This is a genomic window from Paenibacillus sp. P5_B5 (assembly GCF_056400365.1).
Map to the genome: position 1 here is coordinate 39,938 of NZ_JBFULK010000007.1, position 26,380 is coordinate 66,317.

The 26,380-nt window shown below is 40.5% G+C and carries 23 protein-coding genes; all 23 read right to left on the reverse strand.

Annotation, left to right across the window (positions count from 1 at the left end; genetic code table 11):
- Positions 1-76: 76 nt before the first annotated feature.
- Positions 77-1,315, reverse strand: a complete 1,239-nt coding sequence (locus AC1DOK_RS11340) for an argininosuccinate synthase (protein ID WP_477554390.1) — start codon at positions 1,313-1,315, stop codon at positions 77-79.
- A gap of 92 nt (positions 1,316-1,407) precedes the next feature.
- Positions 1,408-2,340 carry an ornithine carbamoyltransferase gene (gene argF, locus AC1DOK_RS11345; RefSeq protein WP_477554391.1) on the reverse strand — a complete coding sequence of 311 codons (933 nt, stop codon included), beginning with the start codon at positions 2,338-2,340 and terminating at the stop codon, positions 1,408-1,410.
- 63 nt (positions 2,341-2,403) lie between these two features.
- On the reverse strand, positions 2,404-3,600 hold the full coding sequence (locus AC1DOK_RS11350) for an acetylornithine transaminase (RefSeq protein ID WP_477554392.1): 1,197 nt from the start codon (positions 3,598-3,600) through the stop codon (positions 2,404-2,406).
- Positions 3,601-3,688: 88 nt separating this feature from the next.
- Positions 3,689-4,492, reverse strand: coding sequence for an acetylglutamate kinase (gene argB / locus AC1DOK_RS11355; protein ID WP_477554393.1), 804 nt, complete (start codon positions 4,490-4,492; stop codon positions 3,689-3,691).
- Between the two features lie 129 nt (positions 4,493-4,621).
- Positions 4,622-5,851, reverse strand: a complete 1,230-nt coding sequence (gene argJ, locus AC1DOK_RS11360; RefSeq protein ID WP_477554394.1) for a bifunctional glutamate N-acetyltransferase/amino-acid acetyltransferase ArgJ — start codon at positions 5,849-5,851, stop codon at positions 4,622-4,624.
- Positions 5,852-5,866: 15 nt separating this feature from the next.
- Positions 5,867-6,928 (reverse strand): N-acetyl-gamma-glutamyl-phosphate reductase, encoded by a 1,062-nt coding sequence (gene argC / locus AC1DOK_RS11365; RefSeq protein ID WP_477554395.1) that lies wholly within the window; start codon positions 6,926-6,928, stop codon positions 5,867-5,869.
- A 273-nt stretch (positions 6,929-7,201) separates the two neighbouring features.
- Positions 7,202-8,023, reverse strand: a complete 822-nt coding sequence (locus AC1DOK_RS11370; RefSeq protein ID WP_477554550.1) for a YitT family protein — start codon at positions 8,021-8,023, stop codon at positions 7,202-7,204.
- Positions 8,024-8,407: 384 nt separating this feature from the next.
- A protein-coding gene (prfB, locus tag AC1DOK_RS11375; protein WP_477554396.1) for a peptide chain release factor 2 occupies positions 8,408-9,521 on the reverse strand; the annotation gives its coding sequence in 2 pieces (ribosomal slippage) (positions 8,408-9,448 and positions 9,450-9,521; 1,113 coding nt in all).
- Positions 9,522-9,658: 137 nt separating this feature from the next.
- The gene (secA, locus tag AC1DOK_RS11380) at positions 9,659-12,175 is read right to left on the reverse strand and encodes a preprotein translocase subunit SecA (RefSeq protein WP_477554397.1); all 2,517 of its coding nucleotides are present in this window, start codon (positions 12,173-12,175) and stop codon (positions 9,659-9,661) included.
- Positions 12,176-12,472: 297 nt separating this feature from the next.
- The gene (gene hpf, locus AC1DOK_RS11385) at positions 12,473-13,021 is read right to left on the reverse strand and encodes a ribosome hibernation-promoting factor, HPF/YfiA family (protein WP_477554398.1); all 549 of its coding nucleotides are present in this window, start codon (positions 13,019-13,021) and stop codon (positions 12,473-12,475) included.
- A gap of 320 nt (positions 13,022-13,341) precedes the next feature.
- Positions 13,342-13,539 (reverse strand): cold shock domain-containing protein, encoded by a 198-nt coding sequence (locus tag AC1DOK_RS11390; protein WP_477554551.1) that lies wholly within the window; start codon positions 13,537-13,539, stop codon positions 13,342-13,344.
- 260 nt (positions 13,540-13,799) lie between these two features.
- On the reverse strand, positions 13,800-15,740 hold the full coding sequence (locus tag AC1DOK_RS11395; RefSeq protein ID WP_477554399.1) for a tetratricopeptide repeat-containing glycosyltransferase family 2 protein: 1,941 nt from the start codon (positions 15,738-15,740) through the stop codon (positions 13,800-13,802).
- 22 nt (positions 15,741-15,762) lie between these two features.
- Positions 15,763-16,995, reverse strand: a complete 1,233-nt coding sequence (gene fliB / locus AC1DOK_RS11400) for a flagellin lysine-N-methylase (protein WP_477554400.1) — start codon at positions 16,993-16,995, stop codon at positions 15,763-15,765.
- 38 nt (positions 16,996-17,033) lie between these two features.
- Positions 17,034-17,258 (reverse strand): sugar nucleotide-binding protein, encoded by a 225-nt coding sequence (locus AC1DOK_RS11405; RefSeq protein WP_477554552.1) that lies wholly within the window; start codon positions 17,256-17,258, stop codon positions 17,034-17,036.
- A 41-nt stretch (positions 17,259-17,299) separates the two neighbouring features.
- Positions 17,300-18,259: a glycosyltransferase family 2 protein gene (locus tag AC1DOK_RS11410; protein WP_477554401.1), complete on the reverse strand. Its 960-nt coding sequence runs from the start codon at positions 18,257-18,259 to the stop codon at positions 17,300-17,302.
- 24 nt (positions 18,260-18,283) lie between these two features.
- Complete coding sequence (locus tag AC1DOK_RS11415) at positions 18,284-19,588, reverse strand: glycosyltransferase (protein WP_477554402.1); 1,305 nt, start codon at positions 19,586-19,588, stop codon at positions 18,284-18,286.
- A 9-nt stretch (positions 19,589-19,597) separates the two neighbouring features.
- On the reverse strand, positions 19,598-20,854 hold the full coding sequence (locus AC1DOK_RS11420) for a UDP-glucose dehydrogenase family protein (RefSeq protein WP_477554403.1): 1,257 nt from the start codon (positions 20,852-20,854) through the stop codon (positions 19,598-19,600).
- 15 nt (positions 20,855-20,869) lie between these two features.
- Positions 20,870-22,066 (reverse strand): glycosyltransferase, encoded by a 1,197-nt coding sequence (locus tag AC1DOK_RS11425; RefSeq protein WP_477554404.1) that lies wholly within the window; start codon positions 22,064-22,066, stop codon positions 20,870-20,872.
- A 33-nt stretch (positions 22,067-22,099) separates the two neighbouring features.
- On the reverse strand, positions 22,100-23,230 hold the full coding sequence (locus tag AC1DOK_RS11430) for an FkbM family methyltransferase (protein ID WP_477554405.1): 1,131 nt from the start codon (positions 23,228-23,230) through the stop codon (positions 22,100-22,102).
- A 204-nt stretch (positions 23,231-23,434) separates the two neighbouring features.
- Positions 23,435-23,593: a hypothetical protein gene (locus AC1DOK_RS11435; RefSeq protein ID WP_477554406.1), complete on the reverse strand. Its 159-nt coding sequence runs from the start codon at positions 23,591-23,593 to the stop codon at positions 23,435-23,437.
- Between the two features lie 202 nt (positions 23,594-23,795).
- Positions 23,796-24,107 (reverse strand): NAD-dependent epimerase/dehydratase family protein, encoded by a 312-nt coding sequence (locus AC1DOK_RS11440; protein WP_477554407.1) that lies wholly within the window; start codon positions 24,105-24,107, stop codon positions 23,796-23,798.
- 271 nt (positions 24,108-24,378) lie between these two features.
- Positions 24,379-25,506: an FkbM family methyltransferase gene (locus AC1DOK_RS11445; protein WP_477554408.1), complete on the reverse strand. Its 1,128-nt coding sequence runs from the start codon at positions 25,504-25,506 to the stop codon at positions 24,379-24,381.
- The gene (locus AC1DOK_RS11450) at positions 25,503-26,372 is read right to left on the reverse strand and encodes a dTDP-4-dehydrorhamnose reductase family protein (RefSeq protein ID WP_477554409.1); all 870 of its coding nucleotides are present in this window, start codon (positions 26,370-26,372) and stop codon (positions 25,503-25,505) included. Before AC1DOK_RS11450 ends, AC1DOK_RS11445 begins: the two co-directional genes overlap by 4 nt.
- Positions 26,373-26,380 lie beyond the last annotated feature (8 nt).

Sequence of the window (26,380 nt, forward strand, 5' to 3'; positions counted from 1 at the left end):
TTTGTACTATTTACGAGTGTTCTGATCTACGCTGTTTTGTACTATTAAGGAGCATTCTGATCTACGCAGCTTTGTACTATTTACGAACGTTCTGATCTACGCCAGTTGATACTTTAAGACGCAAGGCATTCAGGTGAATGAAGCCTGTTGCATCGCCTTGATCGTAGGCTTGGGATGGATCAGCTTCCATTGTTGCGATATCAGGGTTGTATAAGGATACAGGGCTCTTAATTCCTGCCGCAATGATATTGCCTTTATATAGTTTAACGCGAACCGTACCGGTTACATTGCGTTGACTTTCTGTAACAAGAGCTTGTAAGGCAAGTCTTTCTGGTGCAAACCAGAAGCCGTTATATACAAGTGTACTATATTTCGTAATTAAGGAGTCGCGTAAATTCATTACTTCGCGATCCATTGTGAGTGATTCCATTTTGCGATGAGCTGTGAAAAGGATCGTACCGCCTGGTGTTTCATATACACCGCGACTCTTCATGCCGACAAAACGATTTTCGACCATATCCACGCGTCCAATACCATGCTTGCCGCCTAGCTCGTTCAATTTATCCATGACTTGCAGTGGATTCATCTTATCACCATTCAAGCTAACGCAATCGCCTTGCTCGAAGCCAAGCTCAAGGTACTCTGCTTGATCAGGAGCCTCTTCTGGAGAAACAGATAATACATACATGCCTTCATTAGACTCTGCGCTTGCATCAAACCAAGGGTCTTCGAGCATACCGCTTTCGAATGAAATATGTAGCAAGTTGCGGTCCATCGAATAGGGCTTTGCTGCTGAAGCTTGAACTGGAATCTCGTGTTTCTCAGCGTAAGCGATCATTTCTGCACGACCAGGGAACTCTTCACGGAAGCTCTCTAAACGCCAAGGCGCAATCACTTTCAAGTCCGGTGCTAACGCCGCAGCAGTCAACTCAAAACGAACCTGATCATTACCTTTACCTGTTGCGCCATGCGCTATTGCTGTCGCACCTTCTGCACGTGCAATTTCAACCATACGTTTCGCAATCAAAGGACGGGCAATTGAAGTGCCGAGTAAATATTGTCCTTCATATAGTGCACCTGATTGGAACATAGGGTAAATAAAGTCTGACGCGAATTCTTCACGTAGATCATCAATATATACTTTAGATGCGCCTGTAGCTAATGCTTTAGCTTCTAGACCATCAAGCTCATCCTTCTGTCCGATATCTGCTGTAAATGCAATAATTTCTGCATCATAAGTTTCTTTAAGCCATTTCAAAATAACTGATGTATCTAGTCCGCCTGAGTACGCAAGTACGATTTTCTCTTTTGCCATGATTCGTCTCTCCCAACTGTTATGTGTGAATTTAGCTTAAGTTTAATAGATATTGGTTGAATGATTTAGAATGTTTAGAATGATTTACATTCCTACATTACAGCAACCATAATGGCTTTTTGGATATGAAGACGATTCTCTGCTTCATCGAAGACAACGGAATTCGGTCCGTCAATTACCCCTTCACTTACTTCTTCACCGCGATGAGCAGGTAAGCAGTGCATGAATAGATAGTCTGACTTAGCGTATTTTACGAGACTCTCATTTACTTGATAGCCTTCGAATGCTTTCATACGCTCAGCTTGCTCCGCTTCAAAGCCCATACTTGCCCATACGTCTGTATACACAATATCTGCGTTCTCGATTGCTTCACGCGGATCGTGACATACATGAACGTTCGCTCCTGTTAACTTACCAAATTCCTTCGTTTGCTCTGTGATCGCAGCATCAGGCTCATAGCCTACTGGTGTTGCAACTGAAATATGAACACCTAACTTAGCTGCACCGACCATTAGTGAGTGAACCATGTTGTTACCATCACCAATGTAGGCCATTTTCAAACCACGTAAGGTACCTTTTTGCTCATATGCAGTCATAAAATCAGTCAACGCTTGGCAAGGATGTGCTGCATCCGTAAGCCCATTAATAACGGGTACCGCAGAACCACGAGCAAGCTCAATCACATTGCGGTGACCATAGGTACGAATCATGATACCGTCTAGGTAACGTGACATAACTTGCGCCGTATCCCAAGTCGATTCACCCCGTCCGAGTTGAATATCATTTTTGCTTAAAAATAGTGCATGACCGCCTAATTGAAACATACCAACTTCAAAAGATACACGCGTCCGAGTGGATGATTTTTCAAAAATCATGCCTAATGTTTTACCTTTTAAATATTCGTGGGGAACACCCGTTTTTTGTTTATGCTTCAATTCGATTCCAAGCTGTATTAAATACTCTAGCTCCTCTGTCGAATAATCAGCTAAAGCAAGAAAATCACGACCCTTAAGGCTCTTAACCATTTCGGTTTGCTCCAAAGTTATCATTATATCTTCATTCCCTTCTTCAATCACCTATAGGTTAATCTAAGCTGTTGTAGTTGTAGCAGAACTAGTTGTAATAACTGAACACATCGTACTTAGAGCTTCTGTTAGCTCTTCCTTCGTAATGGTTAATGAAGGTACAAGTCGTATCACATTCGTGCCTGCTGTAATAACAAGAACACCCGCTTCATGTATTTCAGTCACTAGACTCGCTACAGGTCCTGTAAACTCGATCCCGATTAACAATCCTTTACCACGAATGACCTTAACAAGTGGATTGTTAGCAAGCTTCTCATTTAACAATTCGATTACATAATCGCCAAGCTCAGCGGCACGTGCTGGTAGCTGTTCTTCAAGGATAATTTCCATTGTGGCGATTCCTGCTGCCATGATTGTTGGCAATCCACTAAACGTTGAGCCATGTGAACCTGCCGTAAATGCAGGGATCAGTTTGCTCTTGCCTAGCATTGCCCCTACAGGAAGACCGCTTCCAAGACCTTTGGCTAATGTAATAACATCCGGCTCAATATCGTAGTGTTCATAAGCAAATAGCTTCCCAGTACGACCTATTCCGGTCTGAATTTCATCGACGATCAGGAGTAACCCATTCTCTTCGCATAGCTTCGAGACACCTTTGATGAATTCAGGATCAGCTGGCATAACGCCACCTTCACCTTGCACCAATTCTAGCATGATGGCACAAGTACGATCACTGACCAGAGCACGTACTGACTCAAGATCATTATAATTTGCATATACAAATCCAGGCATAAGCGGCTTAAAGCCGACCTGCACCTTGTCTTGACCAGTTGCAGTCAAGGTTGCAAGCGTACGTCCGTGGAATGATTGGTGGAAGGTAATGATCTCATAGCGCTCTGTATTTAACACTTTCTGTGCGTAACGTCTTGCAATTTTGATCGCTGCTTCGTTCGCTTCTGCTCCTGTTGAACAGAAGAATACAGCATCTGTACAGCTATTCTCGGTTAGTAATTGTGCTAATCTCTCTTGATGGGGTACGTGGAACAGGTTGCTGCAATGCCAGAGTTCTTCAAGCTGAGCGATCACTTTCTCTTTCACTTTCGCTGGCACATGGCCCAGATTCGTTACAGCGATGCCGCCCATAAGATCGATATACTCTTTGCCCTGATCATCCCACAATCGGCTGCCTTCACCTTTCACTAAATGAATTGGATACCGAGAGAATGTCGGAAATAAATAGCTTTGCTCTTCTTGCCCCATTGTACTAACCTCCCCAAAAAATGAATGAATGCTATGCGTTTCAATTACGATAAAATCATGATAGGTTTGCGCTAGATTTACGCTAAAATTACGCTAATTTAATCCGTGTTCCAATTAACTCGCCTTGCAGTACTCGGCTGAGTACATGCGGCTCTTCCCCATGCACGATAACAACTTCCTGAACATCGCCCTGTATACACTGAACGGCAGCCCGTACTTTCGGAATCATACCACCGTATATTTCACCGGATTCAATCATTTGCTCAATCTGCGCAACGATTACAGTTGGCAGCACTTGCTTCACACCATCAACAGTTCGCATAATACCTGGTACATCTGTTACCACAATCATCTGTGCGGCGCCTATGTGTGAAGCAACCGCGCCTGCTGCTGTATCCGCATTGATATTGAAGCGTAGTGAGCTGTCAGGAGCTACACCAATAGGTGCGATCACGGGTATATAGCCCATTGCCACAATGCCCTTGATGAGCTCACTATTAACAGCTGTTACATCCCCAACTAGACCAACCTGATCTGCATTCGCCACAGGCTTCACTTCGATTAGCTGACCATCTACGCCTGACAAGCCAAGCGCTCTGGCACCAGCTTGTTGAATCCGGCGAACGATCTGCTTATTGATCCGTCCTGCAAGGACCGATTCCACAACATCAAGCACGGCATCATCTGTTTTGCGTAAGCCTTCGATAAACACAGATTCGATGCTTAATCGATCTAGCATCTCCGAGATTGCAGGTCCACCGCCATGCACAATAACAGGTGTGATTCCTTCGTCTTGAAGCTGTTTGAGATCCTCAAAGAATTGACTTGGTAAAGCTGCTAGTGTTGAACCGCCGCATTTCATAACGAATGTTCGATGATTCAAATGGTTCATATGCTTCGTTTCCCCTTATATGTGCTTCTGCTAAGTATGTCGATAGATTACCGCTTCGCTTTAATCTAAGTTAGATTGAACTCGCTTAATAAGAAATAATTAAATCAGTCATATTTAAATCAAAAACTACTAAGTGCGGTAAGCCGCATTGATCCGTACATAGTCATAAGTTAGGTCACAGCCCCATGCTGTTGCGCTTGCATTACCCATATTCAAGTTTACATGAATGTTAACAAGGTCTCCCTTGAGATACTCAAGTGCAAGCTCTTCATCAAACTTCACTGGTCTTGATTGTTCCAACACAGATATTTCACCCAAGCGAATATCAACGGTATTCACGTTAACTGTCTCACCTGCGCGGCCAACCGCTGCAATGATACGTCCCCAGTTCGCATCAGCGCCGAAGCAAGCTGACTTCACGAGCGAGGAACCGACGATCGTCTTCGCTATGGCACCTGCGGCGTGCTGATTGTCAGCGTTAATGACGCTGACCTCGATGAGCTTCGTCGCACCTTCACCATCACGGGCGATCGCTTTGGCGAGGTACTCGGCCACGAAGCGGAAGCCCGCTACGAACGCATCCCAGTTAGGATGCGATGGCGTTAATGACTCGCTGCCGCCTGCTGCGAGTCCGCTTGCTAGCACAACGACCATGTCGTTCGTGCTGGTGTCGCCATCCACGGTCACCATGTTGAACGTGGAATCCGTCATCTCACGCAATAACTGCTGCAGATGCGTGTGATCAATTAATGCGTCGGTTGTCATGAAACCGAGCATTGTCGCCATGTTCGGGTGAATCATACCCGACCCTTTGGCTGCTCCAGCAATGTGAACCACTGAATCGCCAACAGTAAGCTGAACGCATGTCATCTTCTGCACTAAATCAGTCGTCAAGATCGCTTGGCAGAAGTCTTCGCCGCCGCCCTCTTTCAGTTTCGCAGGCATATTGTCTATCCCTATGCGCACCTTCTCCATCGGCAATAGCTCGCCAATGACCCCAGTCGACGCTACTCCAACTAGCGTCCGATCTACACCAAGCGCTGCAGCGAACTTATCGCGCATTTCGATGGCGTCAGCTTCGCCTTGATCGCCTGTACAAGCATTCGCATTGCCGCTGTTAACGAGCATCGCCTGCAATTTCCCTCCGGAAAGCCCGATGCTCTCCTTCGTTACTGTCAGTGGTGCCGCTTGAAATACGTTGGTTGTATACACACCCGCCGCAACTGCCGGCACCTCACATACGATCGCCCCCAAATCATGGCGATTCGTCTTCTTAAGTCCGCAGTGCAATCCACCTGCGCGGAATCCTTGTGGCGTTGTAATAGAGCCATCAGGCACTATAGTAAATTGTGCTCCCATGTTGTTTCCTCTTTCCTATGGATAAACCGGTGTGAATTGTAGTCCTGTTGATTCATCCCAGCCCATCATTAAATTTAAGTTCTGAATTGCTTGCCCTGCTGCACCCTTCACAACATTATCAATTACTGAAATGATAGTTACGCGCCCTGTCCGTTCATCAACTGCAAAACCAATATCACAATAATTGGAGCCTGTTACTTGCTTAGTTGCAGGCCATGTACCCGCTTTACGAACACGCACAAATGGACGTCCCTCGTAATACTGGCGATATAGCTCAACAAAATCGGCATCACTATGAGTAGAATCTATTACTGAGGCATACATCGTCGTCATAATACCTCGATTCATTGGGACGAGATGTGTAGTAAAAGTCGTCACTACTGGCTGCCCTGCTATAAGACCAAGTGCCTGCTCGATTTCTGGGATATGCTGATGTTTATTCAACTTGTAGGCCGAAAAATTCTCATTTGCTTCAGCAAAATGCACCGACAAATTAAGTCCTCTACCTGCTCCTGATACACCTGATTTACCATCAATAATGATAGATTTAAGGTCAATCCATCCTGCCGCAACTGCTGGAATTAATCCTAGTAAAGCTGATGTTGCAAAACAACCCGGATTGGATAATAACCTGACATCCTCATTCACATCGTTTCCCCATACTTCACTTAGCCCATATACAGCTTCTTGTATATAAGAAGCATCTGCTGCTTTGTGCTTATACCACTGTTCATATAATGCTGGGTCCTTAATTCGATAATCACCTGAAATATCAATTACTTTCAAGCCTACCTCGAGAAACTTAGGCGCAATTTCAGCAGCTACACCAGCAGGTGTTGCTAAGAATACTACATCCGCTTTACTTGCTATTAAATCAGGATCCACTGCATCCAGTGTACCTGTCATAATCTCCGTTAAATGTGGAAAACCTTCTGCTATTCCAGCACCTGGGCTTGAGGATGAGATAACCGATGTAATCTCCACCCATGGATGTGCTTGTAATAACCTAATTAGTTCGACACCACCGTAACCAGTAGCACCTACTATTGCCGCTCGAATCTTCTGATTTTTATTCATCTGATTTCCCCCCGTACGTATACAAAAAAGATATGTATTATTATACATAAGCATACATAAAAATTCAATTTATATTTTTTCATAATAGTAATTTTTTTATTGAATTTTTCTGATAACTATAGACGCCTATTTTGTATGATAAGAATCCAAGAAAATTCGTCTTACTAATCTTACATGAGATCTATTCCGATCCTACAACATGGAAGACAAATGTTTCTACGTATCATCAAAAAAGCTTACTTCCCAGTTATAATCAGGAGTAAGCTTTTTTGATTATTTGCCATGTTGTTTAAAGCCTTCACCAAGTACTTCCGCTGTATCGCTAAGAATGACAAAGGCACTCGAATCAATCGATCGTACGATGTGTTTGAGCTTGATGACCGCATTCTGTGATACGACAACCATTAAGACCGTCTTCTTATCCCCTGTATAGCCACCGACAGCACTTAGCTGAGTGAGACCACGGTCGAGATCATTCAGAATTGACGAACTCATTTCTTCTATATGATCGGTAATAATGAAAGCGACTTTGGACGTCTGAAGTCCCGTTTGCACGAGGTCGATTGTTTTGGTTGTAACAAATAGTGCAATTAAAGCGTACATGGCTTTCTCTGGCGAGAATACAAATCCCGCAAGCAAAATAACCAAGCCATCAAATATAGCAACGCATACACCTAAAGATATCCCCGTGTAATGGTGAAGGATCTGAGCTGCGACACTTGTCCCGCCTGTTGAGCCTCGTCCACGGAATACAATTCCAATCCCGAGACCTACACCAAGTCCACCAAAGATGGAAGCTAACAACAGGTTATCTGTAAGAGGCTCCGTTTGGTTTGTAATCAATACAAAGAATGGAAGAAGAATCGTTCCCGCTAATACCTTCATTCCATAGCTTTTGCCAAGTATAGCCCATCCAAGTATAAATAAAGGAATATTAAATATCCATTGACAAATCGCCGGATTAAGTCCAGTCAAATCCTGTATGATCGTCGATACACCCGATATACCACCTGAAGCAATCTGATTTGGGTTAAGGAAGAAATTGAAGGAACAGGCAAGAATAAACGAACCTACAATTAAAAATCCGTATTCCATCCATACATATAATCGTGAATTTATTGAAATCTGTTGTTTTTTATTTGCGTTTACTTTCAAATCAAACCATCCTCACTTATATAAGGCTAACGAACGAATGCCCATTTTTCACTCAGAAGAAACGGTTTCATCGTCTTTACAAGGACGGATGCGTTTCTTAAAGTGATACTTAGAATTTAGGAGTCGAAAGATATAAATTCTATATCACCAAGAAGAAACGGTTTCACCGTCTATACAGGACGGATACGTTTCTTAAGGTGGTACTTAGAATTTATGAGTCGAAAGATATAAATTCTATACCACTAAGAAAAACAGGCAAAACATCCTCTCTTGGAGTTTGAGGATATCTTGCTCTGATAGTTACGTTATTATAGATTCTTTATTCTACTCGGGCTTATTCCCGATTTGTTTACGTAAATAAGCATCAATAAACATATCGACATCTCCATCCATTACCGCACCTACGTTGCCTGTTTCCGCACTAGTACGGTGGTCCTTAACCATGGAATAAGGGTGGAATACATAAGATCTGATCTGAGCTCCCCACGCGATGTCTGTCTGTTCGCCACGAATTTCAGCTAGGTGCTTCTCCTGCTCCTCAATTTTCCGCTCATAGAGCTTAGAACGAAGCATCTTCATCGCACGCTCGCGGTTCTTAATTTGAGAACGTTCCGCCTGACAGGTTACAACAATACCCGTTGGAAGATGCGTCATCCGTACTGCAGAATCAGTGGTATTAATATGCTGTCCGCCCGCACCAGATGCACGGTATACGTCGATTTTCAAATCTTCTGTTCGGATTTCCACTTCCATATCATCGTCAATTTCTGGCATGACATCACAGGAGGTGAATGAAGTATGACGGCGTCCTGCTGAGTCGAATGGTGAGATACGCACAAGTCGATGCACACCTTTCTCTGCCTTCAAATAACCATAAGCATTGTATCCCTTAATCAACAAGGTCACGCTCTTAACACCAGCCTCATCACCCGGAAGGTAGTCAAGCACTTCAACCTTGAAGTCCCGCTTCTCTGCCCAGCGGCGATACATCCGCAGCAGCATCTCTGCCCAGTCCTGAGACTCCGTTCCGCCTGCTCCAGGATGAAGCTCAAGAATCGCATTCAGCTTATCATACGGCTGATTAAGAAGTAGCCCCAGCTCGAAGTCCTCGAGCTTGCGAACAAGATCGCCGATTGACTTCGTCACCTCGGCAGCCATGTCCTCGTCGCTCTCCTCCTCGGCTAGCTGAAACATCAACTCGAGCTCCTCATACTCGCTCGACAACAACTGAAACTGGTCAACGGAGCCTTTAATTACGTTGACCTCAGCAATTAGCTTCTGCGCCCGTTCGTTATCTTCCCAGAAATCGGGTGCCCCCATTTTGACCTCATAATCCTCGATCTGCTCTAACTTATGATCTAAGTCAAAGAGACCCCCTAAGCTCTATTAATCGCTTCGCCATATCGCGCAAGCTGCTCTTAACCTCTGGTTCAAACATAACCTACACCTCTTCTGTACGCAAAAGTTCGGCGTCAGGCGATTACGCACAAGACTCCGAACTTTGCTAATGTATATTTTGCTAATGTAAATCAGATGAAACAACATCTCCGTCCTGTTAAGGACGTATGAGTCTCTTTACTTCGCATTCACACCATGACATTGCTTAAACTTCTTACCGCTACCACATGGACAAGGATCATTGCGACCGATACGGTCACTTTCCTTGCGCACAACTGGCTTCTTACCAGCGGAATCAGCTTTTGGATCAACTGCTTGACCCTCTGCCACCACTTGACGCTCAAGATTGCTCTCAACATGCGCCTTCATGATATATTTAACGACTTCATCTTGAATGTTCTCAACCATTTCGCCGAACATTTCGAAGCCTTCAAATTGGTATTCGCGAAGTGGATCAGTACCACCATAAGCACGCAAGTGAATACCTTGACGAAGCTGATCCATGGCATCGATATGATCCATCCACTTACTATCTACTGCACGAAGCACGACAACCTTCTCGAACTCGCGCATATTCTCTTCACCGATCGTTGCTTCACGCTCATCGTATTTAGCTTTGATCAAGCCTTCGATGTATTCAACGATCTCTTCGCCTTCTTTGCCCCACAACGTCTTATCTGTTACGGCATCTTCAGATAATAAGTTGTTCGCATAGTCAGCCACGTCCTGCAGTTCCCATTCCTCAGGAATTTGCTCCTGTGGACAGTGTGCTTTCACTAGACGGTCAAATGCAGAATGAATCATTCCCTCAACAACTTCACGAATATTCTCGGATTCAAGAATCTCACGACGTTGTTTATAAATAATATTCCGTTGTTGGTTCATAACATCATCATATTGAAGAACGACTTTACGTAAATCGAAGTTGTTACCCTCAACGCGCTTCTGTGCACCTTCAATTGCACGGCTCACCAGTCTACTCTCAATTGGCTGATCTTCTTCCATGCCCATTTTGTTCATGACAGCCATAATGTTCTCTGCACCAAAGCGGCGCATAAGCTCATCCTCTAGTGATAAATAGAACTGCGTTGAACCCGGGTCACCTTGACGACCAGCACGACCACGCAGCTGATTATCAATCCGTCTGCTCTCATGACGTTCTGTACCCATGATATGCAAGCCACCAGCATCAGGAACACCTGAACCAAGCACAATGTCTGTACCACGACCAGCCATATTCGTAGCGATCGTCACAGCTCCTGGTTGCCCAGCTTGTGAAATGATATCAGCCTCTTCAGCATGATACTTAGCATTAAGCACTTTGTGCTGAATACCTTTCTTTTTGAGCATATCGGATAGAATCTCTGAGTTCTCGATGGAAACCGTACCCACAAGAATAGGTTGATTCTTCTTATGACGTTCAATAATTTCTTGAACAACTGCAGTGAACTTTCCTTTGACCGATTTATACACGACATCCGGGATATCTTTTCTGATGTTTGGTCGGTTCGTTGGTACTATAATAACATCGAGTCCGTAAATTTTCTTGAACTCTTCTTCCTCAGTCTTCGCTGTACCTGTCATACCTGACAGCTTGCGATACATCCGGAAATAGTTCTGGAACGTAATCGTAGCAAGTGTCATACTCTCGTTCTGTACTTCCAGGCCTTCCTTAGCTTCAATCGCTTGGTGCAGTCCATCGCTATATCGACGACCCGTCATCAGACGACCCGTAAATTCATCAACAATGACAATCTCGCCTTCACTCGCAACATAGTCAACATCAAGTTTCATAATCGCATGCGCTTTAAGTGCTTGTTGAATATGATGGTTAAGCTGTACGTTCTGATGATCAAACATATTATCTATGCCAAATGCACGCTCTGCTTTAGTGACCCCAGCTTCAGTTAAAGCTACAGAACGCACTTTGATATCGATCGTGTAATCTTCTTCTTCTTTCAAACGACTCACGAAACGATCCGCTGCATAATACATATCCGTTGACTTCGCTGCTTGACCGGAAATAATGAGTGGTGTTCTCGCTTCATCAACTAGAATAGAGTCAACCTCATCAATTACTGCAAAAGAAAGAGGACGTTGTACCATCTGTTCCTTATACAGGACCATATTGTCACGCAAGTAGTCAAACCCATATTCATTATTCGTACCATACGTAATATCACAGGCATAAGCTTCTCTCTTCTCTTCAGAAGAAAGATCATGGAGGTTAACGCCAACCGTCATGCCAAGGAACTCATAAATTTGTCCCATCTCCGCGCTATCACGCTGAGCCAAGTAATCATTCACCGTTACCACGTGAACGCCTTCGCCCTTAAGTGCATTTAGATAAACGGGCAACGTACCTACTAATGTTTTACCTTCCCCTGTACGCATCTCAGCGATTTTACCTTCATGAAGCACCATACCACCGATTAACTGCACGTCGTAATGACGCTTGCCAAGGACACGTTTAGACGCTTCACGTACAACTGCAAAAGCTTCAGGCAGCAATTCGTCTATCGTTTCACCCTTCTCTAATCTCTCGCGAAACTCTACTGTCTTAGCTTTAAGCTGCTCGTCCGACAACACTTCAATTTGACCTTCTAACGAGTTGATCTGTTCAACGGTTTTACGCATCCGTTTGAGCTCTTTCTCGTTATAGTCCCCGAACACTTTCTTGACAAATCCCAGCATGGGCGAACCCCTTCCTCAAAAAAAACAATTTGTATAAATTGTAACAGTTTGTCGCTCTAGTCGCAACAGAGCTAGGCAAATCATGCCATGTCATTTTTTGCAAAACTTATATATTTGAATCAATTTCATAACTGATTGAACCCATTAAATTGAAGCTATATATAGACAAATTAGACCGTTTTGATCTATATATAGCCTTGATTGAAGCAGCTAAAGGTATTATGAAATTGATTCATTTAATATAATTTAAAAAGCTCGATCCCGAAGGACCAAGCTTAAGTTCAATGTTATTTATTGTTATCTTGGCTCTATCAAACCATATTTACCGTCATCACGGCGATATACCACGTTAACTTTGAGAGAATCCATGTTCGAAAAGACAAAGAAACTATGTCCAATTAAGTTCATTTGTAATATTGCTTCTTCTATTCCCATTGGTTTGAAATCAAAAGTTTTCGTTCTTACGAGCTCCAGGTCATCCTCTTCGTCAACATTTCCATTAGAAGCTGTGAAGTCCATTTTGAACAAATCACGTTTGCCGCCTTCTTGACGAATTTTACGATTCGTTTTTGTTTTGTGTTTACGAATTTGACCTTCTAGTTTGTCTGTTACTAAATCCATAGCAGCATACATATCACTATTTTTTTCTTCAGCACGTAGCAGCATTCCAGGTAACATAATTGTTACTTCGACTGACTGCATGCCTTTAACCACACTTAATGTTACATTTACTTCAGAGGATAGGGGAGTTTCAAAATATTTACCTAGCCTGCTTAGCTTCTTCTCTACATAGTCTCTTAAGGCTTCTGTAACTTCCAAATGTTCTCCGCGTACGCTATATCTCATATCTAACTCCTCCTTCTTGATCACATTATACTATATTCGAAGGCATTCTTCAAAATTAAACTAATAAACTTGTCCATAAATCGAGAACTTGTTATTCAAAAAAACTAATATTAATCACACAATAAAAGAAGGTATTATTCTGTTCTTGAAGACGGATACGCTCCATAAATAGAAAAGCATCCTAGAGCGATTGCCCTAGGATGCTTCTGGATCACGATTTACCTTGTAAAAGAAAAGCATATATGTTTGAAGCCATCTCGTCGTTCACTTCGAATCCTTCAGATAACACGCTTTCCCTCTAGGATTTCGGAACCGGATGATTAAAGTTTGATTACGTTAGCTGCTTGTGGTCCACGTGCGCCATCAACGATGTCGAACTCAACTGCTTGACCTTCGTCAAGTGATTTGAAACCATCAGTTTGAATAGCTGAGAAGTGTACGAATACATCCCCACCGTTTTCACCTTCGATAAAACCAAAACCTTTTTCTGCGTTAAACCATTTAACTGTACCTTGCATTAAGAACATTCCCTTCGTAATCAAATAACATAAGCTTATGCTTACATTTCGTAATATACCACTCTCATTTGCTTGATGTCAATAACTTCAAACTGTATATAAAACAATTAAAAAATTATAATACCCACAATGTTAATAACATCCTCAAAACCCTGAATCACCTCAAAATACGGCTTTTGAAAAATTTACACACAGAGTTATGCACAAAGTTGTGCACATTATCCACAATTTGTGGATAAGTGTTGTGGAAACTGTTGATTTTATAACTCTATAAAGATCTGCATTTCCTTATATTGTGGAAACTTCTCAAATAACTTGTTCTTATAGACTTCAATCATACTGCGGTCTTTGCTATATGTACAATAAATTGTGTATAAAGATACCTCATCAGGCTTAAGTTCAATTGCCATTTGCAAAAATGCCGATCCTTTTTCCACTTCATCCAGATTAAAATGTAGGAAAGTCAAATTCACATATCCCTGAGCTTGCAACTCATTAGCGTCTAGGAGGATAGAATAGTAATCAATCGCTAGATCCAAGAAATTGTTGCGGTAAAAGTAGTCAGCTAATAGGTTGATTAGCTTCGAGCTGTCTATTCGTTGCAGTAGCTGATCATAAGTGTTATAGAGCTTATAAGTGAACATTTCGGTGAACAATTCGAATAGCAGCCTGATTTCTTCATCTGAGGGAGTGATTGGAGATACGTCTCCACTAATAGTAGTTGTTATGAGCTGTCTCACAAAATATAAATCATTATCTTCAGGAATTGGAGGAACATAGGTCGTTTGCTTCCATAATAATGCTGCTAGGAAGAAGGGAATGGTATTTGGACTATCAAATTCACTAATATCCGTCATACTCTTAGGAAATTGATTAAATAATTCCTGATTATTCGATAAAACAGAATATCGCAACATGTCTTTAGAAGAAATATCCTTACTAGAGTCCCGAATTGCTTTTAAGTAATATTCCGATAAGTTCAGGTCGCCTATATTAAGGGAAATATTAAATAAAATCGTTAAATCTGATAACGATTGATTTGGATAAAGTGAATGCAATACCGTAGTTGTAGAGCTAGTATCGTTAGTTTGAGAGAGCATAGCGATTAGCTTCATAAGTGACTCTATTTGTTTCGGATTAGACGATACGATTTGAATTAAATACAAGATTGTTTGCTGTATATCCTGTTTCCTGTAGTAATAATCAGCTATTCTTTGAATCGGAATCGTATATCCATAATCTGGACTAATAAGCCAAAAATTCAAATCTTTCTTTCCGTTCTCATTTGCAATTCGCATGGCATGTTCAAATAACCCTTTAGCTTCATCAAAAAAACCAAGTTGATTAAGAACATTGGCTTTAAGACAAAAAAAGTCAGGATAATTTATCCATTTGTTTATACCTTCTTCGATTAATTTAAATGCTTCTTGATAATTACGAAGCATGAGTAGAGAATCAATCATTTTATACAAGCACAATTTATACCAATCTGCAGTTGGCTCAATCTGTTCAAGTACAAGTTTATAGTAATCTATGGCTTTATCATATTCCATCAATGCTGCATATTCATTAGCAAGAGCAAAGTAATCCTCTGCTCTAAAAGCGCGGGTTTCTTTTATTTTGTTGAGTATTTCTAGATTACGTTCTGATTTATTTTTCAACATTCTTGTTTCATCTGTATACCCAGTATGATATACACGAAATTTGAAATTAATTGGTCTTAGTGTCCCTTTATCAATGGTTAATTGTTCATGAATAGGCTGAGTGTAATAAATGCCTTGATGTGCAGAAAATATTCTAGAAGCCAGTGATTCAACTGCATTACTCCTTATTAAATTGGACCCCATGTAATTAATTACCGAAATATTAACAAGCGTTCTCCCACTAACATCCTGATTTAGTAGAAAATCACGCAGTAAGGGTATATCGTTACGTTCAACATATTCATCAGCATCTAGAACCAAAATCCACTTCGATGTCGCTCTTCGAATCGACTCATTACGAGCAGCTGCAAAATCCTTGATCCATACAAATTCAAACACATGTTTTGTATATTGCGCCGCAATTTCTTTAGTCGTATCCGTTGAGCCGGTATCTACAATAATGATTTCATCAACTAGTCCTTGAACACTATCTAAGCAGCGTGCAAGGACTTTTTCTTCATTCTTAACGATCATACAGAGTGAAATTAACTTATCCATGGGACCCCCTACTGTTAAATCTTTAATTTTTGATCAATAGAGACATGTAACCCATATAATTGTATTCTTTCTCTTTAATAGCTTCATACACATGATTAATATAAGCACTATTATGTTCATAGTTTTTGGAGAATCGCTGTATCAGCTTGACCACAATTTCTGAATCAAGACATTGATAATGTGCCGACATCCCAATAAGATGTAATTTGATTAAAGAAAAATGGATAACCAATATGATATATTCCTCAAAAATGTTCTTATCATGGGATAAAGGGAAGAGATGAGAAAATACATAGTTGACCAAGTAGTTTTCTAAAATATATTCGTTATTTTTCATAAATGGCTTGTAATAAGTTTGAATACTCTTTTCAAAATGAGCAAGGATACTCTCAGCTGAAGGGTCATTGGTCATACTCATTCCGCTTAAATAGTCCTCTATACACTCCTTATATTTGGGTTGTGCAATGTATGTATCGGTAAAATCAATGATAAGCTTGTTAAGAAAATTCAATTGAAACATATTGTCCGATGGGAAAGAATTGTAGTCTGCAAGCTCAGTGTCAGACTTATAATACTGCATGTAAGCTTCAATTTCGGCATCAATTTCATTGAAGGACTCCCGAACCACGAGCTCCTGAATACGCTCTAATAAAAGTCCAACAATAATCAGTCGATGAGGAACTGAAAAGCTACGGTTCTGCAAAATGTTGATTATGGCTACTCTCATATTCCAAAAATAAGCTTTAATATTATTAGCTTCTATATCCCTAACCTTCAATCTCCCCATATGCAGGTTTTCACCTGTTACTCCATCCATTTCAATAAACTGGATTCCACTTGGATTTAACAGAGCTAATCGAGCAGATGCTGGACATGAAATTTCTGTTGAGATCTCCTGCAGTTCATCCACGTAATGAATTCTACGCGGATAGGTTGCACAGGTCTTAGATAAATAGGATTCTCCAAGTTCAGCTTGAATACTGCATAGTCCATTCTCTAACATCGTACATGTGCCTAATTTAGGGTCTAAACTCATTCTGGCATAGACAAGTTCATTTCTTTGATCACTTTCCATTAATGTCACGCTATCTCTTAGCTGATCTACTAGTTTCACTGCTGTGACATTTTGGTATTTATCATAAGTTGTTTTATCTATTGTAATTCTCCAAGCTGCACAGCAAGTATCATCACATTCTGCACCGATACATTGAAATTGCTTCATATACTCCGGTGCTAATGCAAATTTGTTATTCATTATCTGTTTCCCCTATTCAAGAAATAATGTTTGATTGTTCATCTAAATAAGAAAACAAAGACCTGATCATTTACAACCTTTATGGTATTACGTTCTGCGGCTATTCGCAACATTGTCTTAACAAAATTTGAACCCCACACCCCATACAACCATGAAGCCCGTACAATAAAATATCTGAATGATATCCACTTAATCTCTTGTTCTACTGCAAGTCGACCGAAAAGGAAATTAAAAAACTGACGCCTGTTCAGTACCGACGCCAGTTTGCTACTTAGGTGGTTTTTCTACTGTCTGCAAAATGCTCCTACTTCACCTTGTTAGTCGTAACTCGTTGTAAAATATCCTTTTCTCTTTCCGTTAAGAAAGCACTGCAGTTCAACTCATCATAATTTTGATATAATGTTTCAACCATTCTATGATACAAGGGTGAACAATCGGTAATGCGGTTCCGAATGATCTTGTCACACATTGAGATCATATAAGATAGTTCAGAATATTTTACTCTTGGTGCAATTTCCGGCACTTTCTTTGATAAATATTCCGTTCTCTCTCGAAAGGCAGAAAGATATTCCTCTAGAATCGTTGGTGAAAGACTAGAGTCATAAATAAAAGAAGTCATATTCCCACCATGCTTTGTAAAGCGATACAAGGGCACACCTTGTGCGACTACAGTAGTTGCATTAGCAAATATTTTGTAAATGACATGTATGTCGTCGACTCGTACATTCTCTTTGAAGCGTATACCGTCAAATATGGATTTCCGAAATAATTTCGTCGGAGGTGCCACATTATATTTTTCTCTCTTCAAGAGCTCATTAAGGCCTTGTACTTTATCTAGAACCAGAAGTTCGTCAAATATAAAATAAGGCTCCAGTCTACCGTGAAAATCATTCCAGCTTCCGCACATCGATATGTCCGCCTGATGTTCGTTGGCTAAATTCCATAAAAAGTCTAGCAAGTACGGCTCACAGTAATCATCATCGTCAACAAATGTTAAAAATTCGGTCCGGGCTAAGTCGACACCTTTACTCCGCTGCACTGCAGCACCACGATTATCCGGAATGTGTATAAGTTTAATTCGATGATCTTCCCGTGCATATTGCTTGAGCACCTCATCGCTGCCATCGGTTGAACCATTGTTAATGATGATGAAGTCGAAGTCTCGATATGTTTGTGTGAGAACACTTTCAATTGAACGATTCAAATATTCTTTTCTGTTATAGGTTAACATGATAACCGTAATTTTGGGTATTTCGATGTTCACTTAAGCTCACCCCGCAACTATTGCTTAGTAGATTCTAGCTGTAAATTGAGAATCGTCCAGTCCAAGTTCCCTTAGTTGCTCCATCAGAAGAAGGATCGTATCCCTCCGTTGAATGGATACGATCACATAAATTTGACTTAATTTATCCTTCTGATTTTCTTTAAGAACGGAAGGATAACTTACCAGCAAACCATCCACAAGGCAGTCATTTTTAACTGGGCTGTTATCAAGGAACCCTTTTACATTGTATCCCGCATTAAGCAGCATTCTTGCAGTGCCCTCGCCGTTATATCCAGTGGGGAAAATATAAATATTCTTGTCCTCTTTTCCGAACACCAGTTCAAGCGTGTTTTCCACTACGTATGTACGGTACAGACATAACCCCATATATGATCCATATCGGCTGATAAAACTAACTAATTCATCAATTTCTGAAATCTCTCCTGGTACCGAAAGAATATCCTTATTACTCTCAATTATATAAGCCAACTCATGCATTTGATTTTTGTCGAAGGTGTCGCAGCGAGTTGCAAACAACCCTAATAAAAACTTAACACGTGTAAGAATAAAATCTCTACGATCCCCGTCATACTTTTTCTCAGATAAGAAGCGCAATAAATTCATTGCAACCAGAAGCTGGGATTTACTGTGCAAATATGTTTTCGTAGCAGTGGCGGACCCACTGGATCGAGGCCTATAACAATAAAATGGCTCTGAACACAATGCAAAACTATCCGCACTACATAATACTTTGGGACTCCATTCCTCATCTTCCGCAAAGTAACCCTCAATGAAAGTAAGCTTCTCGGAGATTAAGAACTCTCGTTTCACAATGAATCTCCATGTCGTTGTTAGCAGGGACGGTATCTTGAAGAGATAGTTTACAACTTGATCTGCATCTGTTTGTTTAAAAACCTCTGGATCAAGAGAAATGTCATTAGAAAAAAAGGCACCCTTCTCAGGCATGCATTTAAACTGTCCAATTAGAACTGTCGGGGAGCATTCAATCAAAATATCAGAGATGCGTGACAAGCTCCCTTTCACATAGTAATCATCACTATCGCAAAAGTGGATATATTGTCCCGTTGCATGTTGCAAACCCACATTGCGAGCACCTCCACAAAATACATTCACATCCAGATGAATAACCTTGATATTATCATACTTTAAAGCATATTCATCACAGATCTTACCACTATTATCCTTCGACGCATCATTAATCAAAATAATCTCGTAGTCTCTAAAGGTTTGATTCATTATACTAAGAAGACACTCATCCAAATAATCTTCGACGTTATGAACTGGAATAATTATACTTAAGAGCGGCATCATATCACCTCACAAAAAGTATCGACAATCTATAATTGGTTTGCCGGGATATTTCTTATCAATGCCAGCAAACTCTTGCCATGCGGTAATAAGGACAAGTGCATCAGATTTCTCGCATATATTTTGCAAGCTTTCGCAATATTCGACTTCACTAAAATGATACTGCCCGTCAAAAGCCCCATTTGCGACAGGATCGTAAGCTATGAGGTTCTTATATCCTGCCGCTAACAGGAGCTTAATAATTTTAGCAGATGAGCTATCTCGTACATCATCTGAACCTGGTTTGAATGATAACCCTAATATCCCCAATGTTTCGGATGGGTTTACAACGCGCATAACCTTATTTGCCATAAACTCTGGCATCGATTCATTTATAGTAATGACATCCTTAAGGATCATGGGCTCATATCCCTTCGTAACGGACGCCGCATACATCGCTTGTGTATCTTTAGGCAAACAATAACCGCCATATCCACATCCGGGAAAAACATAAGAGGCCATATTGCTTCCACCCCATCGGCGATCCATATGCAATATTTCAAAAGCCTCTTTAATTTGAACATTCCCTATTGCTTCTGCTATTTTAGACATTTCGTTTGAATAGCTTATCATCGTCGCAAGCAAAGTATTGGATAAATACTTTATAAACTCGCCCGTGTTAAGGGATACGTTAAAAAACGGAGCATTAAAATCGCTATATAGTGATCGGAGCATGTCTTCTCCCTTGCGATCCTCAACCCCACAAACGATTCGATCGGCATGCATGGCATCCTCCCAACACTTTCCCTCCCTTAGGAATTCGGGGTTATTGGCCAAACTAAACATATCGCCAGGGGATAACCCTATTTTCTTCAAATATGGGATGACTCGCTCCGACGTAGTTGAAGGCGGAACTGTAGACTTGATAACGAGTACACGATGCTTACCATCATGTAATACAGAAGAAAACATTTCAATTGCACTAAAGATATATGAAAGATCTGCCTCTCCCCCTTCCCCACTGGGTGTTCCTACACACAAGAAGACAAAGTCGCTATTCTTCACCGCATCTTCCGCATTATCTGTCACGATAAACTTGTTGTTGATATGTCGTATAAGCGCTTGATCTAGTCCTAGCTCCAAAAAGGGTAACTGTCCTGCTTTTAGCTGACTTGTCCTCTTCTTATCTATATCAAAACCATACACTGTATAATTTTTCTCTGCAAAAGCGAGTGCGGTCGTAAGCCCCACAAAGCCAAGTCCAAATACACTTACGGAATATTTCACGCTATTTATCCTCCACTAATGAACTTTGTCTTCTATAATCTGATCATATCTAGTGCCATAGAGGTAAACATTTTGCATCCGAGGAGCTACACAAGAAATATCAAACTCCATCAGTCGACTAATGTCCAGCTGTCTCTCATCTTGACTTGATTGACTTAATTTCGATAGAATATAATCTGCCCAGTACATTGTATCTTCCTCAAGAGGCAAATAATCAACGAGCCCCATATTCGGCTCAGGTGGACAAGTATCAGATGCGAAACATGGGAGACCGGATGCTTGCGCTTCAAGCAACACAATCCCCAATCCTTCAGAAATCGATGGTAAAATAAAATAATTAGATGTTGCCAAAGCAAGGGAAATAGAGATATTGCCATCAAGCATCGTAACATAATCCTCAATACCAAGTTCTTCTATGCGATGTCTGATCTCATTCTCAAGTGGCCCGAGCCCTACTAGAATTAATTGCAGATCCGTTCTTTTTTTTATCATTTCCGCAAAGAAAGCCACAAGAAACAATTGATTTTTTTGCGGCACATACCTACCTACATTGATTAAGTTAATCCGATCCGAACGAATATTAAGTTGCTCGCATACTTCTGTTTTCCCAAGGGATTTATCCATAAATTTATGAAGATCCACTGGACATGGAACAACCTCCAACCGATCATCCCCAAGTAAGTTTTTGCCGAATTGAAATTCACTCGCAGCTTTCGAGCATCCCCATAAATGGGTAGCAAATTTTTTGCATAAATATAATCTTAACTTCCTTGTTAGTCTCCTGCTCCAATTAGGACGCTTCTTATCATCGACTCCAATATAATTGCTATGTGCAATTCTAACTGGAACACCGGCCAGTTTAGCAGCAATCATAACAAATCCATCTAGCAACGGATGGGCTATATGTACAGCACAAAAAGGGCCATCATTTTTAAGGATTCGGTAAAAGCTAACAATCGAGTGTAAATCCATAAAAAAATTCCACTTTTTATTACCTTTGTGCTTGGTATGCTCAAATAAATTAAATATCCTTCCCCCGAAGTTTTCAATTTCATTGTGAAAATATCCTTGCTGGGGCTTCCTCACAACGAAGTCAATTACAACTTGCTTACGGTCAATCCCTCTGTAAACCTCTATAATCGACGTTTCTATTCCACCTTTATCAATCGGCAATCCATTGACAAATAGCACCCTTTGTGGCATATCCCCCATGAGAGCAGAACACCTCATTTCACATATTACTTCTTATTCTGCTACTGCATAACACACAGTCTCGCATATATTAATGCTGTAATGCCTGAAATAAAATTTATACTCTGGAACAAGTTCCTTTAAATACATTGGAATTTCTACAATATCAAGCGGCTTGTGATAAACACAAATGGCAAGCTTAGGTTTATATTTTCTAATAGACATCTCTGCACCCTTGAGTGCCTCAAGTTCAACTCCCTCAATGTCCATTTTGATAAATGTAACCGGACGCCCTTTTAAAAACTCATCAATTGAGATTACTGGAATTTCTATATTTCCGTCTTTCCCAACTAGGCTAGTAATATCATCGTATGAGTGAAAACGCAGTACATCTTTTTTACTCCAAAGACCATACGGCAGAAGCTCAATATGCTCATGACCTGCAGTCAGTTCTTTAAATTTATTATGCTTGCTCACCTCAGGTTCAAAGGCATATATTTTTTTGAAATTCCCTTTTGTTTGTATTAAGAATTCTTCAATTGTATCTCCGGTAAATGCGCCCCCATCAATAAAAACTTCCTCATCAGAAAGCTTAATAATATCAGGAGCAAAATATTGCGGGGATCGGCTTTTCAATGGAGTTAGATATTTAGAACTGGCTGTCAAGCAATAGTTGATTCTATCATAAAAAATTTGTTTCGATAACTCATCAGCTAACAAGTTGTAAGCAGCTTGAAACTGTTTGTTGTTATTTTTAATTAATGGAACATAATCTTTAAATAAATCCAATGTATTCTGAGTGTCTAAAAGAACATAATGGATTCGAGGGTCCAAAATACTAAATAAATTGTTGTCCTTTAATAGTAAGGAAATTTCATCGTAATATTCGAATGAAGATATGATAATATAACTGTCGTGATAATTGGTTTTCAGCTCGTTAAAGCTGATAATCGGTACACCTTCTACTGATGTTCCCCACTTCACTGGATTGTTGTCACAGAAAATAATCTCTATAGGATTATTCATTGTTTTCAAGTACTTCAAGTAAAACCTTCCTATTGTTCCTGATCCAAAAAGCACAATAGGTTTGAATTCCCTGCTCAAGGCTTCAGAACATACCTGCAGTAATAATTGTATCTGATTTGGCTCTTTGGTCAGCTGATCGATCGGAAACTCTTCTATCACTCAATATCACTCCCTATCGCATAATCATATAACTCCTTGTGATCACGTATCCAAATAGCCATCTCATATACCATTTGGCGATAAGAGGGAATTTGATACACAAAGAGTCTGTCCTTGTATTAATAAGGCTCTTGTCCTTGACAAATTCGTCATAAGGAACAATTTGAACATCTCGTTTCAAAAATTCGGATTTAAACAATTGAATCAAATCGTGTGTTTATTTATGATTTCATCCGGCGTGAGATGATAGAGTCCAGTTAAGTTTTGTTGAATCGCTGCATCAATCGCCTTGGAAAGCTCAATCGTCGTCACGCCATTCCAAAGCGCTTTAGTAAATCCACGAATTTCCCCATATTGCTTCATAAACCAATGAAATAGTCCTGTAGCGTTCGGGTTAATGCCAGCACCGATAATCGCATCGAAAAGTAAGATGTTTCGAATTGATTACTTCACCTAGCGCTTTGGAGCGACCATACAGTGTCTGCCCGTCCGGAAGAGAACTTTCTCTGTATCCTCCAGTTGCTCCAGAAAACACGCAATCTGTAATCAATCTTGTCTTTGTACCTTAATAATGCTGCTCAAGTAAATGCGGCAAGTAAGAATTGATCAAAACCGCTAAATCCGGCCGTGCATTAGACTCTTTTTGTAAAAGCCGAATTGCATTAATAACAATTAATGGCTGAACTTGATCCAACCAATCAAGAAGCGATGGAAAGTCAGTTGCATCAATTCGTCTCGAAGTTTCAGACAGTGTGATGCTTCGCGATGCACGAAAAATCTTACATCCTCGCTCTTCTAAGTATAAAGAAATGACATGCCCTGCCATACCTGTAGCTCCAAGAAGAACGACTATGCGATTCATACGTTCAACTACCATTTATGTTTCTGTTTTCCAAGATGTTCGATTGAGTGTGCACAAATAAATTAGATATTCTTCCGCCGTAGCTCTCAATTCCATTGTGAAAATATCCTTGCTGGGGCTTCCTCACAACAAAGTCGATTAAAACCTGCTTATGATCTACCTTTCTGTAAATCTCTATAATCGACGTTTCTATTCCACCTTTGTCAATCGGCAATCCATTGACAAATAGGACCCTTTGTGGCTTATCAATCATTAGAGTATTACAACCCATTTAACATATAACTTCTTATTCTGCTACAGCATAACACACAGTCTCACTTAAATTATTGCTGTAATGTCTGAAATAGAATTTGTACTCCGGAACAAGTTCCTTTAAATACATTGGGATTTCTACAATATCAAGCGGCTTGTGATATACACAGATGGCGAGCTTAGGCTTATATTTTCTAATAGACATCTCCGCCCCCTTGAGTGCCTCAAGTTCAGCACTCTCAATGTCCATTTTGATAAATGTAACCGGACGCCCATTTAAAAACTCATCGATTGAAATTACTTGGACTTTTGTATTTCCGTCTTTCCCGAATGAACTAGTAAGATCATTATTCGCGTTAAAACGCAGCATATCATTTTTACTCCAAAGACCATATGGTAGAAGATCAATATGCTTATGGCCTGCAGTCAGTTCTTTAAACTCATTATGCTTGCTCTCCTCAGGTTCAAAGGCATATATCTTTTTGAAATTCCCTTTAGTTTGTTTTAAGAATTCCACAATCGTATCTCCAGTAAATGCACCGCCATCGATAAAGACTTCCTCATCAGTTAGCTTAATAAGATTAGGTGCAAAATATTGCGGGGACACGCTTCTCAATGGAGTTAGATATTTAGAACTAGCCGTTATGCAATAATTGATTCTATCACAAAAAATTTGCTTTGATGTCTCGTCAGCCAACAAGTTATAAGCATTTTGAAACAGTTTTTCGCTCTTTTCAATTAATGGAACATAATTAAAGAAATCCAATGTTTCCTGACTTTCTAAAATTACATAATGGATTCGAGGATCTAAAATACATTTTAAATCGTTGTCCTTTAATTGCAGGGAAATTTCTTCATAAAAATCGAATGAACAGATAATAATATAACTGTCGAGATAATTGGTTTTCAACTCGTTAAAGCTGATAATTGGTACACCTTCCAACGACGTTCCCCACTTCGCTGGATTGTTATCACAGAAAATAATCTCCATAGGAATATTTATTGTTTTCAAGTACTTCAAGTAATTTCTTCCTATTGTTCCTGATCCAAAAAGCACAATAGGTTTTAATTCCCTACTCAAGGTATCCGAAATTACCTGCAATAATAATTGTATCTGATTTGGCTCTTTAGCCAGCTGATCGATCGAAAACTCTTCTATCACTCATCATCTCTCCCTATCGTATAGTCATATAATTCTTTGTGATCACGTATCCACATAGCCAACTCATATACCATTTGGCGATAAGAGGGAATTTGATACACAAAGTCTGTCCTTGTATTAATGAGGCTCTTGTCCGTGACAAATCCGTCAAAAGGAACAATTTGAACATCTCGTTTCAAAAATTCGGTTTTAAACAATTGAATCAGATCATGTTTATTTATTATTTCATCCGGCGTGAGATGATAGAGTCCGGTTAAGTTTTGTTGAATCGCTGCATCAATCGCCTTGGAAAGCTCGATCGTCGTTACGCCATTCCAAATCGCTTTTGTAAATCCACGAATTTCCCCATATTGCTTCATAAACCAATGAAATAATCCTGTGCCGTTCGGATCAATATCCGGCCCGACAATCGACACTCGAAAAGTAAGATCTTTCGAATTGACTACTTCACCTAGCGCTTTGGAGCGATCGTATATTGTCTGCCCGTCGGGAAATGAATTTTCGCTGTATCCTCCAGTTATTCCAGAAAACACGCAATCTGTACTTAAGTGAATCAATCTTGTCTTTGTACTTGAATAATGCTGTTCAAGTAAATGCGGCAAGTAAGAATTGATCAAAACCGCTAGATCTGGCCGTGCATCAGACTCTTTTTGTAAAAGTCCAATTGCGTTAATGACAATTAAAGGCTGGACTTCATCCAGCCAATCAAGAAGCGATGGAAAGTCGGTTGCATCAATTCGTCTCGCGGTTTGGGACGGTGTGATGCTTCGCGATGCACGAAAAACCTCGTATCCTCGCTCTTCTAAGTATAGAGAAATTACATGCCCTGCCATACCTGTAGCTCCAAGAATGACTATGCGATTCATACGTTCAA

Bases quoted from the DNA above. Each gene is read 5' to 3' on its own strand.
- AC1DOK_RS11340 (WP_477554390.1), bottom strand. From the start codon at position 1,315: ATGGCAAAAGAGAAAATCGTACTTGCGTACTCAGGCGGACTAGATACA.
- argF (WP_477554391.1), bottom strand. From the start codon at position 2,340: ATGGTTAAGAGCCTTAAGGGTCGTGATTTTCTTGCTTTAGCTGATTAT.
- AC1DOK_RS11350 (WP_477554392.1), bottom strand. From the start codon at position 3,600: ATGGGGCAAGAAGAGCAAAGCTATTTATTTCCGACATTCTCTCGGTAT.
- argB (WP_477554393.1), bottom strand. From the start codon at position 4,492: ATGAACCATTTGAATCATCGAACATTCGTTATGAAATGCGGCGGTTCA.
- argJ (WP_477554394.1), bottom strand. From the start codon at position 5,851: ATGGGAGCACAATTTACTATAGTGCCTGATGGCTCTATTACAACGCCA.
- argC (WP_477554395.1), bottom strand. From the start codon at position 6,928: ATGAATAAAAATCAGAAGATTCGAGCGGCAATAGTAGGTGCTACTGGT.
- AC1DOK_RS11370 (WP_477554550.1), bottom strand. From the start codon at position 8,023: ATGGAATACGGATTTTTAATTGTAGGTTCGTTTATTCTTGCCTGTTCC.
- secA (WP_477554397.1), bottom strand. From the start codon at position 12,175: ATGCTGGGATTTGTCAAGAAAGTGTTCGGGGACTATAACGAGAAAGAG.
- hpf (WP_477554398.1), bottom strand. From the start codon at position 13,021: ATGAGATATAGCGTACGCGGAGAACATTTGGAAGTTACAGAAGCCTTA.
- AC1DOK_RS11390 (WP_477554551.1), bottom strand. From the start codon at position 13,539: ATGCAAGGTACAGTTAAATGGTTTAACGCAGAAAAAGGTTTTGGTTTT.
- AC1DOK_RS11395 (WP_477554399.1), bottom strand. From the start codon at position 15,740: ATGGATAAGTTAATTTCACTCTGTATGATCGTTAAGAATGAAGAAAAA.
- fliB (WP_477554400.1), bottom strand. From the start codon at position 16,995: ATGAATAACAAATTTGCATTAGCACCGGAGTATATGAAGCAATTTCAA.
- AC1DOK_RS11415 (WP_477554402.1), bottom strand. From the start codon at position 19,588: ATGCCGCTCTTAAGTATAATTATTCCAGTTCATAACGTCGAAGATTAT.
- AC1DOK_RS11425 (WP_477554404.1), bottom strand. From the start codon at position 22,066: ATGGGGGATATGCCACAAAGGGTGCTATTTGTCAATGGATTGCCGATT.
- AC1DOK_RS11435 (WP_477554406.1), bottom strand. From the start codon at position 23,593: ATGAAGCAATATGGGGAAATTCGTGGATTTACTAAAGCGCTTTGGAAT.
- AC1DOK_RS11440 (WP_477554407.1), bottom strand. From the start codon at position 24,107: ATGGTAGTTGAACGTATGAATCGCATAGTCGTTCTTCTTGGAGCTACA.
- AC1DOK_RS11450 (WP_477554409.1), bottom strand. From the start codon at position 26,372: ATGAATCGCATAGTCATTCTTGGAGCTACAGGTATGGCAGGGCATGTA.